General features: G+C 42.1%; 11 protein-coding genes. 3 read left to right on the top strand and 8 right to left on the bottom strand.

Annotated features, from left to right (window positions below; genetic code table 11):
* Nucleotides 1-903 precede the first annotated feature (903 nt).
* Nucleotides 904-2,073, bottom strand: a complete 1,170-nt coding sequence (locus Q4567_RS19560) for a slipin family protein (protein WP_303501856.1) — start codon at nt 2,071-2,073, stop codon at nt 904-906.
* Between the two features lie 569 nt (nt 2,074-2,642).
* Here Q4567_RS19560 and rtcR point away from each other — a divergent pair.
* Both rtcR and Q4567_RS19550 read left to right on the top strand, forming a co-directional pair.
* A complete protein-coding gene (rtcR, locus tag Q4567_RS19555) occupies nt 2,643-4,259 on the top strand; it encodes an RNA repair transcriptional activator RtcR (protein WP_303501854.1) in 1,617 nt (538 codons plus the stop codon).
* 64 nt (nt 4,260-4,323) lie between these two features.
* The gene (locus Q4567_RS19550) at nt 4,324-4,803 is read left to right on the top strand and encodes a thioredoxin family protein (protein WP_252729266.1); all 480 of its coding nucleotides are present in this window, start codon (nt 4,324-4,326) and stop codon (nt 4,801-4,803) included.
* Nucleotides 4,804-4,845: 42 nt separating this feature from the next.
* On the opposite strand, the gene Q4567_RS19545 is transcribed toward Q4567_RS19550, so the two are convergent.
* The 7 genes from Q4567_RS19545 to Q4567_RS19515 form a co-directional block, all read right to left on the bottom strand.
* The gene (locus tag Q4567_RS19545; RefSeq protein WP_216049185.1) at nt 4,846-5,565 is read right to left on the bottom strand and encodes an NINE protein; all 720 of its coding nucleotides are present in this window, start codon (nt 5,563-5,565) and stop codon (nt 4,846-4,848) included.
* Between the two features lie 71 nt (nt 5,566-5,636).
* Nucleotides 5,637-6,416, bottom strand: a complete 780-nt coding sequence (gene agaR, locus Q4567_RS19540) for a transcriptional repressor AgaR (protein ID WP_216049186.1) — start codon at nt 6,414-6,416, stop codon at nt 5,637-5,639.
* Between the two features lie 149 nt (nt 6,417-6,565).
* The gene (locus Q4567_RS19535; protein WP_216049187.1) at nt 6,566-7,075 is read right to left on the bottom strand and encodes a TlpA disulfide reductase family protein; all 510 of its coding nucleotides are present in this window, start codon (nt 7,073-7,075) and stop codon (nt 6,566-6,568) included.
* Nucleotides 7,076-7,079: 4 nt separating this feature from the next.
* On the bottom strand, nt 7,080-9,221 hold the full coding sequence (locus Q4567_RS19530) for a glycoside hydrolase family 36 protein (protein WP_303501850.1): 2,142 nt from the start codon (nt 9,219-9,221) through the stop codon (nt 7,080-7,082).
* Between the two features lie 68 nt (nt 9,222-9,289).
* Nucleotides 9,290-10,399: an amidohydrolase family protein gene (locus Q4567_RS19525; protein WP_303501847.1), complete on the bottom strand. Its 1,110-nt coding sequence runs from the start codon at nt 10,397-10,399 to the stop codon at nt 9,290-9,292.
* Entirely contained in the window at nt 10,392-11,306 is a 915-nt protein-coding gene (locus Q4567_RS19520; RefSeq protein ID WP_303501844.1) for a DMT family transporter, read from the bottom strand. Before Q4567_RS19520 ends, Q4567_RS19525 begins: the two co-directional genes overlap by 8 nt.
* Nucleotides 11,307-11,434: 128 nt before the next feature.
* The gene (locus Q4567_RS19515) at nt 11,435-14,176 is read right to left on the bottom strand and encodes a TonB-dependent receptor (protein ID WP_303501841.1); all 2,742 of its coding nucleotides are present in this window, start codon (nt 14,174-14,176) and stop codon (nt 11,435-11,437) included.
* 309 nt (nt 14,177-14,485) lie between these two features.
* On the opposite strand from Q4567_RS19515, the gene Q4567_RS19510 reads away from it, so the two are divergent.
* Entirely contained in the window at nt 14,486-15,772 is a 1,287-nt protein-coding gene (locus Q4567_RS19510) for a D-tagatose-bisphosphate aldolase, class II, non-catalytic subunit (RefSeq protein ID WP_252729267.1), read from the top strand.
* The last annotated feature ends 9 nt before the right edge of the window (nt 15,773-15,781 follow it).

The following is a 15,781-nucleotide window of genomic DNA, read 5'->3' as shown; positions in this document are numbered from 1 at the left end:
GATAATTTAATTCAAATAATTTGAATTAACGATAAGGGATAATTCACGTTATCAATATCACCCTGAAGACGGGTGCTTTAGTCCTGCGAAAAAACAACCTCCCATAGCCTAAAGGCCATGCTACGGGCTTGAATGTGTAGACGGGTGCTTTAGTCCTGCGAAAAAAACAACCTCCCATGGCCTGAAGGCCATGTTACGGGTTTGGATGTGTAGGCGGGTGCTTTAGCGCCGCGAAAAAAACAACCTCCCATAGCCTAAAGACCATGCTACGGGTTTGAATGTGTAGGCGGATGCTTTAGCGCCGCGAAAAAAACAACCTTCCATGGCCTGAACGCCATGCTACGGATTTGAATGTGTAGGTGGGTGCTTTAGCGCCGCGAAAAAAACAACCTCCCATGGCCTGAACGCCATGCTACGGGTTTGAATGTGTAGGTGGATGCTTTAGCGCCGCGAAAAAAACAACCTCCCATGGCCTAAAGGCCATGCTACGGATTTGAATGTGTAGGTGGGTGCTTTAGCGCCGCGAAAAAAACAACCTCCCATGGCCTGAAGACCATGCTACGGGTTTGGATGTGTAGGCGGGTGCTTTAGCGCCGCGAAAAAAACAACCTCCCATAGCCTAAAGGCCATGCTACGGGCTTGAATGTGTAGACGGGTGCTTTAGTCCTGCGAAAAAAACAACCTCCCATGGCCTGAAGGCCATGCTACGGGTTTGAATGTGTAGGCGGGTGCTTTAGCGCCGCGAAAAAACAACCTCCCATGGCCTAAAGGCCATGCTACAGGCTTGAATGTGTAGGCGGATGCTTTAGCGCCGCGAAAAAAACAACCTTCCATGGCCTAAAGGCCATGCTACGGGCAGAAGCCCGTCCTTGGGCTGAAGCTTCCTTGCTCCGTCCATAACCTTTAAGTCAATTTAACGGTTTCCCGCAACAACTGATCAACACCACCATAAACGTTCAAGTTGCTTACTTTTTCTGACACCTTTTCCAGTGACTCTAGCTCTTTCAAGCGCAACAACGTTGGGTTGTTTTCCATCATTTTTGCGGTATTCTGCAAGCTTCTGGTCGCAGCAGTTTCTTCCCGACGCTTGATCACATTGGCCTCAGCGGCTTTTTGTGCTTCCACTACTTGGTTCAAGATTGCCTTGATTTCCCCGGGCAGAATAATATCTTTCACGCCGACTCTTTCAAGTCTTACACCAACCGAATGTAACTCCTGTTCAACCAACGCTTTGACGGTTTGGTTAACGTAAAGCTTGTCTTCAAGCAGTGCGTCCAAGGTTTTAGTTCCAACCACTTCACGCAAGGCTAACTGCAATGATTTGTAGATGTATTCATCCAAATTCTCTACTTGCTCTGCAGCAATAACTGGGTCTAGGGTTTTCACCGTGGCGCTTAGATTCACCCGCACTGTAACCCGATCTTTGGTCAAGATATCCTGCCCAGAAACCTCTTGATTGCGTGAACGCAAATCGAAATCTTTTACCGTAACCGTGTTGCTTAGCTGCCAAAAGCCATAAGTTCCCGCACCCAAAGTACGCATGAATTTGCCGTCCACATACAGCAAGCTGGCATGCTGCGGTTTGACTTCAACCATAGCGACTGGTGCCCGCTTAACGGAGCTTTTGGTGGCAATCAACTTGGTACTATCATTTTTACCTCGATGCTTAATTTCCTCCAACACAGATCTAGCCACTTCAAGATCACCGGTTAGAGCAACTTTGTCTAAACGGAATTCGCCCGCAGATTTCCACAGATGTAGGATCTCACCTGGAGCGACAACACCACAAAGCTGGCCATCGATATATAACAATCCCAGCTCGTCGTTACCTAAGCGCCAAACATGAACTAACTCTGCCACCTCTGGGTATGTTTTAATTAAATAAAACGAATCAGCATCTGAGTAGTACATGCTATTTGCTGCAAACTGTTTCATCGTCAGGGTATTGCTAAAATCCCACAAACGATGCTCCCCAGCAGGCAATACCTGCATGAATTGTTGGTTTCTATACAGAAACGCGATTGTGTTTTCTGCAACAATAAATACTTTTATAAATTTCCCTTGTTTAGTCATTAGAGCTTCTCCTTTTTTTAGTGCCTCAACACACCCTAAGGTGTGTGACATAAGGGGTAAGTAACTTGCGTGAATTGACAACAAACAAGGTTGATTTAGCAGGCGTCGTTTTCTGAACATCCTTGCACTGCATCCATACAGTGCCTACTAAATCAATGTTGCTTGTGTGAGTTCACCACAGTGGTCATTCACTAGCCTTATGTCGGGCTATTACAATGGTTATGGGACTCGAACCCACAGGGCTTTCGCCTTTACCTCTCGTCGTTTAATCATCAATCAAACTATGTCGTTTGAGGTGCTTTCACACCAATTTAAGTGGTGTTCTTGCCGAGATATACACTTTTGGCATTGCCACGTGTATCAGGTTGCCGTTTGAAACAACTCCGCTTCGTTAAAAACAATTGATGTATTACAAGTGCTGTGCCACAAAAATAAAAACTTAGAAATAAAATTTATATCATTGATAAATATAAATTTATTACCACTCCACAACACAACACCTCAAAAGACAACTTCACAAAATATATCTAATTAGATAAAGTTATATTTTTTTAGATAGGCTGAAAATCATGAGTCGCAAAAATGTGATGTTTACCATTTTGGGAGTGGTAAAAGACCGTAAAGGCCGTGGTGCCAAACGCTGGCAAACCTGGCGCCCCACCATCAGTGCTGTGATGCAAGATAATTTTCAGGTCGATAGATTAGAATTATTATACGAACCCTCGCACCTTAATTTAGCGCGGCGAATAAGCGCCGATGTTGTAGAGGTATCTCCTGCTACCGAGGTGGTATTAGTAGAAACGGCTTGGAATGATCCTTGGGATTTTGCCGATGTGTACAATTGGTTATATCAACATGCCAGCCACTATGATTTTGATACCGACAAAGAAGACTATTACTTGAATATCACCACAGGTACCCACGTCAACCAAATCTGTATGTTCATGTTAAGCGAAGCGCAAATATATCCTGCGTCTAAGTTGGTTCAGGTTTCGCCTGACCCTGAAGCAGAAAACCGAGCTAAAGGTGTAATCAGTATTGTCGATTTGGACCTGTCTAAATATGCAGCCCTAGCGGCCCGCTTTTCTGAACAAGCCGCATCCGCAAGAGATTTTCTAAAAGCAGGCATTCAAACCCGCAACATTGCGTTTAACCAATTGATTGAAGAAATTGAGCAGGTAGCAATCAACGCTAAAGACCCAATGTTACTAGAAGGCCCCACAGGCGCGGGCAAAACCCAGTTGGCTAGACGTATATACGAATTAAAGGTTTCTCGAGGCGGTGTTATTGGCAGTTTAGTGGCTGTCAATTGTGCCACCCTAGTTGGTGATGGGGCTATGTCTGCTTTATTTGGACATATCAAAGGTGCATACACTGGCGCGCAAAGTGCCCGTGATGGTTATCTGAAAAATGCCGACCAGGGTATTTTATTTTTAGATGAGATTGGCGAATTAGGGATTGATGAACAAGCCATGTTGCTGCATGCCATTGAAGAAAAACAATTTTATCCAGTAGGCAGTGATAAAGCGGTATACAGCGATTTTCAATTAATTGCAGGTACCAACTTAGATTTGCGTAGTGCTGTGGCGCAAGGTCGGTTTCGGGAAGACTTGCTTGCCAGAATTGACATTTGGAACTGGCGTTTACCCGCACTTAAACAACGTATCGAAGATTTTGAGCCAAATTTAGATTTTGAATTACGTCAGTATGCGCGGCTTAATGATGTGCATATTCGTTTTGGAAGTGAAGCAAAAAAACGTTATTTACAGTTTGCCCGCAGTGAAAAGGCCCTATGGACCGCCAACTTTCGTGATCTCAACGCCAGCGTAAAACGAATGGCGACGTTAAGCAAAGGAGGGCGAATTGATTCAGCGACTGTAGATGCGGAGATTATTCGTTTAAATCAACGATGGCATAGTGGAGCGATCACAAAACAGGTAGAGTTAAGTCGCTATCTTGACGAACATCAACTTGCTGCGATGGATATATTCGACCAGATGCAATTACAAAATGTTATACACGTTTGTTTATCATCAGAAAATTTAGCCGATGCAGGTCGTAAATTGTTTAACGTTAGCAGACAAAACAAAATAAGCAGCAACGACTCCCATAGATTACGGGTTTACTTACAAAAATTTGGATTAAGCTTTACGCAACTCAACGATAATTTGCAAACGAGTGTGTAATAAAACGCAAAAAGCACAGGTCTAGTTTAAAAGGCGCAACAACCAAGAGGTAATTAAAAAGACAATGTCATCTGAAAATACATCAAAATCGAATAATAAATTGGTCAATATAGTTCTGTTTATTATCGTCGCTACCTTTATTTACTTAGCTTATCAATGGTATCAAAGTCATTTAGGTCAGCAAGCGAAAGACAAAATTCAAATCCAGATGCTTGACTTTGATGTGGCGCTGGCGAAAGCCCAAGCCCATGATAAATTGGTGTTGGCTGACATGTCTGCGATTTGGTGCCCCACTTGTCGTAAATTAGACAGCACAATTTTTACCGATGACAGAGTCAAGGACGTAATTGATGAAAACTTCGTGTTTGCCCGGGTCGACTATGACACAGAACAAGGGCAACAATTCGCTGAACGTTACCGCGTAACTGGGTATCCGGTATTGTTAATTCTCGACTCTACGGGCGAAAAACTTACTCGTTTGCCACTCACATTCGATTCAATGGAATTTATTGGCAATTTGAACAAAGTATTGAGCGTTCAATAATAAAGTGTCAATTAAACATGTTGCCATTGCGCGCAAAAATCTTCAGTTAAATTGACATTTGCTAGGCAAATAATCTCGGGACACTGTGGATTGCTCGCAATCCCAGTAAATGTCCCTGTCAGTAGGCTCAGGAATTAAAATCATGTTGCCGTTAACCCCTGAGTCAGGAGAAAACCGCACATAAATGACCCCATTATTCACCTCCACCGCACTCACCTGTGAATTGGATGTACGTCCCGTTATTGGCAAGTCGTAAATATCTTTGGGCCACTGTTCCTCTGATAACGCATACACTTCAACAGCAGTCATAACTGTATTCGCCATCACTTGTGTTTCGGCCATCTTAGCTTTTACTAGATAACCTTGATATGCCGGAATAGCGATAGCCGCTGATATTCCAATAATACAAACAATTGGTATCAAAATGGCAATAATGACTACAACAGTGCCTTTTTCTTTTCCAGCGGAAACACCTTGGTTGTACTTTTTATTCCAATCATGTTGAGTAGTATTTAAGAAGATAATGCCTTCAATGATCCCCACTAACCAAGGAATGTACGTCCAGAAGAATAATAAATAAAATATTCCCCACCACTGGCCTAAGAAAAAGCGATGAAAACCAAACATGCCACCAAAAAATGCAAGGGTCGCCGCAGCGATTCGACTTTTATAATGGAAGGTATCTTGAATTTCCCCACAACTAAGACACTTAGGAAAATCAATTGGATTTAAAATACCACACTGTTTACACCTGCTATCCATGCTAACCCCCTAATTTTGATACAGTATATTCAAATTTACTGGAGGTTAACAAGAAATGGCTTGGTTGGATTTTAATCTACATCGACAAGAGTGATTTTAATACCAATTCGGCGCAGACCATCTAGATAGTCTTGGGGAATATTACTGTCGGTGATGATTTGATTGACTCCCGTTGGTTCAAGAATTTTATGTAGACAAACATGACCAAATTTAGATGAGTCTGTGACCACTATTATTTCACTGGCAACTTTACACATTAACTGATTCAACAAAGACTCAGCTTCAAAATGGGTAGAAATCCCCTTATCCATATGAAAGCCATCTACACCTAAAAAGAGTTTATCTACGTGCAAATCTTTAAGGGTTGCTAACGCACTGCTGCCAAAAAATGACTGACTTTTATGTCTGAGAGTACCGCCTAATAACATCACTTCTATATGCTCTTGAAGTTTCAATTCGTTGACGATGTTTAAGCTGTTAGTCACCACTGTAACATTCTCTCGACCACCTAAATGAGAAGCCAACTTAAGCGTTGTCGAGCCAGAATCCAATATAATAGCATCACCGTCGTTAACTAAATCTGCGGCAATTTTACCAATACTGGATTTCTCCTCGGCATGCAGAGCTTGTTTGCGATCAAAGGTGGTTTCAGTTTCAAACAAACCAATGTCATTTAACATAGCGCCACCATAGCAACGCGTGGCGATGCCTTGGTTTTCTAAAAAGCGTAAATCTTTGCGAATCGTGACACCAGATACGTTAAATTGCTCAATCAAAGGAAGCACTTGAACGCTGCCGTTCTCTTTGAGCATCCGAGCTATATGTTCACGTCTGTGACTGGTGTCGCGCATAGTTTTACCTTTTCCATTTAAGTTTCATTTGTAACTATGTTCATTCTAATCTGAATGAAACCTTTACACAATGTAACTTTCATTATGTAACTTTCACATCGTAATAGTGCATGTTCTTCATTCGCGCTATCCAGCTTTTGAGACGCGGTCTACTCAATCATTTCAGCCAATAATTTTTCCACATGCGCGGTTAAATAGGCTTCGTGACGCACTGAGAACCCTAGATGTACCAGTCGAACTTTGCCAGATGCATCGATTAAAAATCCTGTAGGCAGGGCTCGCACTTGGTAGGCGTCAGCTGACGTACCCTCTGGATCCCAGGCTACAGGGTAGTTAAGAGGGTATTTGGCTAAAAAGTCCAAAGCATCTTGTTTTGAAGCGTCAGTATTAACCGCCACTATTTCAAACCCTTGCTGGGCATATTTAGCCTGAAGTTTGTTTAGAAACGGAAAAGACAAGCGGCATGCAAAACATGAAGAAGCCCAAAAATCCACATATACTACTTTGCCTTTATAGTGTTCTAAGTCAATTTCTGCCGTATTATTTAAATTGGCTAATACCAACTCTGGTGCTAACTGATCTTGCATGCTTGATTGGGTATTTGCCAGACACATTGAACTGGCAAATACCGTTAGAAGTAATAAGCAACAGCGAATCATGAGTTTACTCTACTGTACTATTGGCAATTGGGGTTAGCTCTACCAATAGAAATTGGTCAAATTCAGCGTTCAATTTTGCATTACCATTAGCTACCGTCACTACCCCTAGTTCTTTTGAGTGGAAATAGTCTGTTACTCGGTATTGTTTAGCTGTTAAACCGCGCAACTCAAGATTGCCACTAAAACTATCAGCATAAAATGCGAAGTATAGCTTGCCATCTTTGGCAACAACATGGGTTTCAGGGCGATCAAAACCAATGTCATATAGTTCACCTAAGTAAGTGCCTTTAGGAAGCATTTTGCGGTTATATAAATCAAACCATTGCTTCCAGATGGCTTCTTTTTCAGGGTTGAGCAGAAACTGCTGCGCCGCTTCATTGTCTGATGGCATCGTAAACTTAGTCCCAAGAACCGCTCCAATGCCGAAAGATGATGCAAAATCACTGGCATCGTCACTAAGTTCAACATGGTCCCCGTAATAAGGTGCTGATTCCCCCATTAAGCCTTTTAGAGTTTTCCCCTTTAATCTTACTTGCCAAGATGTTAGTGGATCAGAGCTAACGGTTTGATTCATGTAAGGGAGGTTGTGGAATGCATATGAGTCTCCGCAAGGACATATTTCTATTACCGCTTCAGGGTTAATTTCCATGGCAGTGTCATAAAGTAACTTCCAGTAATCAGCTAGGGCTTCAACTGATGCCTCAGGAGTAGCGTGATTGTGTTCTGGGTTATAACAAGGAGGAACTCCGTTTAAGTGATGGCCGTCAATTTTTAAACCTTCATAACCCCATTCACCAAGCATCTTTTTAACTAGCTCAACACTGTGTTGACGGACTTGCTCGTCCGCGGGACATAAATAGTAACTGTCCCACCAGGTCACATCTCGAGTGCTACCATCTTCATTAAGCAGCAACATTTCAGGATGTTGTTCAATCATATCGGTACCAGGATCCACAGCCAATGGCGCCCACCATAACTTAGCTTTCAATCCAGCAGATTTAATATCACCAACAAATGCTTTCATGTCAGCATCACCATTGGGGAATTTTTCTGGATCAAGATACCAATCCCCTTCTGCCGTTTGCCAGCCATCGTCTAAGACGGCCCATTCCAATCCCAACTCTTTAGCTTTTGGTAAAGTTTGCAGTATTTCTTCAAAACTAAAATCACGTTCGTAACCCCAAGCACACCAAATAGGCTCATAAGCCGACTCCGGAACATCCGCCATGGTCAGACCCTTACGCGCCATTACGTTGCGATACATTTTCAGTGTTGCGTAATAATCTTTTTGATGGACAGATACGAAGGTATCCAGGGTGGTCAATTCATCTCCAGGGGCTAACTTCACGGTTTTTTCTAACTCAACCTGTAAATAAGCCGCTTTATCTGTGATGTGTTCATTTGCAGGGTAAGTAACAGGGAGTGACACCAATTTTGGATCCAAATCGATATGACCAATGGCTAATCCTATATCTTTTCGCCAAATATCAGCAACTGCGGTACCACTGCCATAATCGGTGGCATTCATTCCCATATAGTTTTGTTGCTCATAACCGGGAGCTAAAGGCATTACCCAATCTCGGCGATCCTCATAAGATGCGCCCTGATAAGACCAAAAATCTGGCTCAGAATCATTAAGCAGACTAGCTAAATGAGTTTCCCTAGTGTTGTTAGTGGCGTAAAGTTGATAGGCATTTTGTACCCACTTAGTCAGAATCACACTTTGCTCAGCGGTATTTTTGTATGTGACTCGAATAAACAGTGTATTAGGGAAGTCAGGAAAAGCTTGTACTTGTAGTTGTTTTTGTAAGCCATTGGAAGCCAAGCCAACTAAAGTGGTTTGGATGCCCTTACCCAGTTCAGATTCAACTTTTTGCTGAGTACTATTGAGCACCCTAAAATTATCAACTAACTCACCTGATTTAGTAACCAGATACTCACTTGTCTGATAGTCACCAAGCACATTAATTTTATCGCCTAGGGTGGCAGAGACACGGGTGCGCAATTGCCCATCGAACTCAAGGGTGATGCCGCTATTTTCGACTTTGATGACTTCATTTTTCGGCTCTTCCGGAGTGATGCAAGCATGCAGCAAAGGCACGCTCACTAAAATGGCAGCCAATCGAGTGGCGAACTTGAATCTCATTGATATTCTCCATTTACTAGGTTCAGTAGATGGGCCAACAAAGGCCCACCTACCCTTTCTAATTGTAATTAATTGATGCTAAACACTCGGCGAGCATTGTGATAATAAATCTTATCGATTACTTCTTTGGGTAACTTCAAGCCGGTTACGATGCCGTCTACTTCAGGCACCGTGAACTCTGAGTCTGTGTTAAGGTAACGCCAATCTTCCAACCATTTTTGATGGACGCTATTTTTAAATTCTTGATCTGCAGCTTCGGAACTATGGGTAAGATCTGTGGCATACAGGATGCGATCTTGATAGGTTATAAAAAATGCTCTAACTTTGTTAAGATCATTTACTGACTGGGCTTGTACTTGTCCCATGCGAGCAGCTAGATCAATGGTCGCGTCAGGATAGCGCTGCAAAAACTCTGACATGGCATCAACACTCCACTCTAAACTGGCTAGGTGAGCACCAATAAAGCGCATTTTAGGATGTTTATCTAACATATTGTTACGAGCTAGCATTTGCGCTTCATAACTGGGCATTTCTGGGTGCAAATACATATGATACTGAGGGTGCGCAGCAAAATACTGTTTATCATTATTCACGCTCATTTGCTCTATGGGTAACCAGCAGTTATGGGGTTCTCCCTGATGTCCTATTACGGGAACATGTAATTGACTTAAATGATTAAATATAGGATCTAAACCTGCATCATCAATCATCACCAACTGCTGTTCGCTGTCTCGGAACGACATGCCAATGTTCTTCCAAACTTTTACGGCCTTAGCACCATCGGCAAGGGCCTTATCTAAACGTTTTTGCACCGCGGATGCCCACGAAGGATTGTCCCAATTGAGCATTGAAAAAGTGGCAGCAAAATACAGGGTTTTCGGGTAGGCCTGGGTTAATGATAAGGCAATAGCTTGTTGTTCGTCGATAGGCGGAAAATCAGGGTAATCGACGTTAATAGTCAATAGCTCAAAGTTGTCTGCTTGAGCTTGTTCAATAAATGCCGTAGCTTGCTTATTTGCGTGCACATGGGTATCAAATTTTTTAACACTGGCGAAGTCAGACATTGTGTAATGATCTGACATTTCATCTTTGCCAGCTTTAGAGTGGCTGCAAGAGATCAGTGTTGTTGCTATGATTAACAACAGTATTGAATTTAGGGAAGCTGTAAACTTATTCACCTGCACGCCCCTCCAAAGTTGAATTCTGCGGTTTTTCTTCTGGTTCTAACGCCAAAATTAGCGCAGCAATAGTGGCAATAATAATGCCCGCAATTTTTACGTTATTAGGTATCACATCTAAAATCACTATAGTCAGTACGGTAGATAACAGTGGCGCTCCAGCATTAGTTAATGGTGAAACAACGATGGCTTTGCCGTAACGAAACGCATAAACCAAACACAACGCACCAATGGCATTTAATATTTGTACCGAAGCTGTTTCAAATAGCATAGAAAAACTGTAATCAACCTGTGCGTTACTATCTGTCATTAGGTAAGCAACAGGAATCAATGAAACTGCGGTGACTGTCATATAAAAGAAGATACTTTCAGCGCTCATATGATGGTTTGAAAGCTTCATACAAAATGCTTGAACTCCCCATGCAGCCATGACACCAAGTGCTAACAAGAACCAAAGCACACCGTAACTCTGCTCTTCACCAGCAGGTGAATACTCAAACAAGGGTAACGCCAACATTGCTAGTAGGATACCAATCCCACCTAGTAAACCAGTTCGTTCTTTAAGCAAGCCTAAAGAGAGCGCAATGGTAATCACTGGCGATAAAGAGACAATCGGAAAAATCAAGTAACCAGGACCAACAGATACGGCGTAAAACAGTAACATTTGACCACCGCTGCCTAAGAAACCAATCCAACAACCCAGCCAAATAGAGCGCTTGTCGGTCTCCAATTTCCAACCAATGAGCTTCAAGGCGACAATACAAGGAATAATCATCGTAATGGCCCATATGCTATAAACCACCGTTGATGGAATTGATTGATTAGCAAATACCGCAGTTAATGCGCCCCAAAGTCCCCACGAAATCGTGGTTACCATGGCAAAGATTAACCATTTTTTTGACTGCATTCTTATCTTCCTATCTTGTTTTTATTATTGAGCAACGCAACTGGCGTATTAGTAAATAAATGTAATTCAAAACTTTAACCATTGATTCAAAGCCTAAGGCAAACGCCTTAGGCTCGATTAGTCGTTAATTAAAAATCGTATCTCAAACCCGCTTTAAAGGTTCTACCGTAAAGTTGAATAGATGCCGGTAAATCGGGGCGTCCTTGGAAGCTACGATTAGACTCATCAAGCAAATTTTGACCTTCAACTGACAACTGCAAATAATCAGTTACGTCATACTTTACCGACAACGACATAATCTTGCTTTCTTCCATGGTCGTCTGATAATCATCTCCCAATGGACTAAATGCATCGACAACTAAATCACCAGTGTAATCTAACGCTAGCTGCGCACTTAATCGGTCTTTTTCATAAATTACAGAGAACGAGTAAGAGGTATCAGCAACACCTGGCAATGCGCCTGCATCTTCGCCATTTACAACAGTACTGGTATCGGTATAAGCATAACTAGCCGTAAAACCGAAGCCGTTTTCAAAGAATTTCTGAACCCCAAGTTCCAAACCAAAAACTTCGGCTGAATCACCATTGATTGGCTGGGTAACTTGAAAGCTCTCTCCGGCAATTTCTTCTCTTGTGGTGTTCGATGTAATGAAACCATCTAATTCTTTCCAAAAAACTGTCGCATTTAGCAAGCCACCTTCTTCGAAATACCATTCCAGTGCCATATCAGCTTGGTCGGAAAATACAGGTTCAATATTTGGATTTCCACTGATATCCATAGTAAACAACCCAGATTGCGCATTATCTGTAGTTAATGGTGCCAGTTGATCGAGAGTCGGACGAGATAGGGATTGCGCCGCGGCAGCCCGCAAAAGCAAGTCATCAGTAATATGAAAACCAAAATTGATTGCTGGCAGAATTTTACTGTAACTACCATTTGCGGTTTGTGCCGCGCTATCGGAGTATTCGACGTCCCAAGAAGGGTTCGACGAGTCTGGATTAACAATCTGAATTGATTCGATATTGTTGTAAGAATACATAGCCGTGACTTCGGTTTTTACCCAGCGAAGACCGGCATTGGCAAACCATCGATCACCTTCAAAATTAGCTTGTAAATATAATGCGGTTGTATCTTCTTCAATATCATAAGAATTAACTGGGTTGTAAATAGGCTCCCAGAGCTCAGATTCATTTTCTCCAAACGTACGTTCATTGCCAAGGTAATCAACAATTGTCATTCCATCAGAAGCCGCTAGGCCAGCAGCATAATCTGGGATGCTAAAAATCGGAAAAGAACGGGGAATATTCGCCCCTTCACCAGCAAACAGATTATCGTACGGGAAGTCACGAACCACATCCGCACCCACTTCGCCAAACGTAAACGGATAACCACAGTAGTTACAAGCACCATATTCGTAGTTATCGTAAGCCGTATTGGTTTTATTGCGACTAGTATAAGCAGCCCCAAAGTCCAACGACACAAGTACATCATGGTCAAAGCTCAATTCACTATCCAAGGAAAACCCGGTAACCGTATCTTTGATATCACTTCCATCTCTTGCCGCCCAATGGGGGGAAAAGTCGTCATTCCCAAAATCATTGGAACTACGGCCTTCGGTCCAAGTCGGGATATAATCCGGCAAACCACCATTATTAAGTTCATAATGACCGCTATGTGCACCAGGAGCCCCTGCTACGACAAAAGTATTTTTACCACCTGAATCACGCTCTGATTGAGAGCGGTATACATCTGCTTCAACAATCAAATCGTCAGTTAATTGATACTTTGCATTTAAACCAAACAAAGATGTATCGACGGTACGGTGTTCGTCTAACGTCACAACCTCCATACTTACATCTGCTACGTCCATGGCAGTGATAACATTACCATCTAGCACGATATTAGATAAACGATTTTGAGCCTCGCTTTCATCTGCCATGTAGAATGATTGCGTATAACCGGTGGAGTCTGCTTCCAACTTTGTAAGCATGATATCGACACCAACTTGCAACTTATTGTTTGGACGCCATTGCAAGTTTGAAGTAACACCAGTGCGTGAAAAATCAGTAGCATAAGAACCAAGCGCATAGGAGCCAGGAATGACTAAATTTTCTTCATTGGCGCTGATTATACCGTCAGCATTCACATCGTAGGACATTTCATCTTGTACACCAAAGACAAAGTTGTCGAACATATCATCAGCCCGCTCATTTCCGTTTGCGTGAGTTACACCGACAATAAAGCCTAAAGTTTCGTCATCTGTTGTTGTGCTATAAATAGCATTAAACTTTTTTCCCACCTCCTCAGATAAATCATTGTAATCTGCAGTGGCAGAAAACACCCCGTGTTGCCCTGGATTATCGAGTGCTTTAGCTGATTTCAAATTAACAGCTCCACCGATACTTCCTTCAATTCCTTTAGCTTCAACGGTTTTCCAGACATCGGCACCATTGATCATTTCTGAAGGAATAACGTCAAACGCAAAATTACGTCCTCCATCATCGGTGGCAAGAATACGGTTATTAAGGGTTACAATACTAAATTCTGGACCTAATCCGCGAATATTGACATATTGCGCTTCTCCCCCTCGAGTCCGACTAACGGTGATACCTGAAATGTGTGAAAGGGAGTCAGCCACGTTATCATCGGGGAAACGCCCTAACTCTTCAGCCGCAATTGAATCGACTAAAGATTTCGCATTTTGTTTTATGGAAACAGATTTTTCTAAACTACCTCGAACTGCTGTCACAACGATGACTTCAGTACTGTCATCAGTTTGCTGAGCGCCAACTTGTGGCGCACTTAGCCCTAAAACTACCGCGCACGCCAAAGTTGATTGTCTAAATATTTTGGTTTTGTGTTTATTCATGAGTATCACCTTGTCACCTGATATATGGAAACGACATAGTTTTTATTTTTTTATTTGAACTACACCAAGCCGTCTGTCAGAAACAATATTGGCTATCAATGAAACCATTGTCAATACAAAATGAAACATAAAAAAGCAATTATTTTGTAACCCTTTAGTTTAAAAGCAAATAAACGACATAAAAACAACAAAAACAGCCATCAAAATCAGACCAAATGAAATTTAATGTAACTTTTATGTTTACATACCATCCTTTATCCACCATAATTTTGCCAAATATAGGCTATACCCATCGAAAATGGAGGTAAAATGAAAGTATTATTAGATATGGTAAAGCAGCAAAAAAAAGGGGTATGCTCTGGAGTATACGCGGTCTGCACCTCTAACCCGTTAGTAATAGAAGCTGCAATGCAACATGTTTTATTACATAATGAAACCTTATTACTTGAGGCAACGTCTAACCAAGTTAACCAAGATGGCGGATATACCGGCATGACGCCTAAAGACTTTCGTAAAATGGTACTTGCTATGGCCAATCGTGTCGGTCTTAATGAACATAGAATTATACTGGGTGGCGATCATTTAGGTCCCAATTGCTGGCAGCATCTTGACGCTGAAGAGGCAATGCAAAAATCAGAAATACTAATTGATCAATATGTTCGCGCTGGTTTTGGCAAAATTCATTTGGATTGTTCAATGTCTTGTAGTGATGATCCTATTCCTTTGGGTGATCATGACGTTGCTAAAAGGGCTGCAAGACTCTGCTTAGTTGCAGAAAAAGCATGGAAAGATTCAGGTAGCGAAGCGCCAGTTTATGTAATTGGAACGGAAGTACCTGTACCCGGTGGAACTCAAGATGATTCAGAAGAATTGGAATTAACCTCTGTTGAAGATGCCAATACGACGATAGCCATCCATCAGAAAACCTTTGCAGAAGCTGGATTGTCTTATGTTTGGCCGAGAATTATAGGCTTGGTAGTGCAACCTGGTGTTGAATTTGGCTTGCACAAAATTGATGCTTTTGTACCAGAGAAAGCCCATGACTTGAGTGAAATGATTAGCCATCACGAAAATATGGTATTCGAAGCCCACTCCACAGACTATCAAACACAACAACATTTGACGGATTTAGTGTCAGCACATTTTGGAATATTAAAAGTAGGTCCATGGCTGACTTTCGCGTTCCGAGAAGCTTGTTTTGCATTGGAGTGTATTGAGCAAGAATGGATAGCCGCTAATGATTGGAGTAATCTGAAAAACACCCTATTAACAGCGATGCATACAAACGATAGTTACTGGAAAAAATATTACTCGCAAGACAGCCGACAACAGGAATTGGATTGCAAATACAGTTTGAGCGACAGAATAAGATATTACTGGCCAGATAAAAATGTGGATAAAGCGCTTTCACAATTAATAGAAAATCTTGAACAGAACCCGCCGCCACTCACACTTATCAGTCAATATATGCCTGAGCAACACAATGCCCTAATTGCCGGTGAAATTGATAACTCAATTAAAGGGTTTATATTTCACAAAATATCTTTAGTACTAAAACAATACTCTGCCGCCTGTAACCCGCAGCCAGTCAATTGATCAAGGAAT

Source organism: Aliiglaciecola sp. 2_MG-2023 (assembly GCF_030548145.1).
Taxonomy (GTDB): Bacteria; Pseudomonadota; Gammaproteobacteria; order Enterobacterales; family Alteromonadaceae; genus Aliiglaciecola; species Aliiglaciecola lipolytica_A.
The sequence above is the reverse complement of the archived record's forward strand: the minus strand, read 5'-3'. Positions and strand labels throughout refer to the sequence as shown.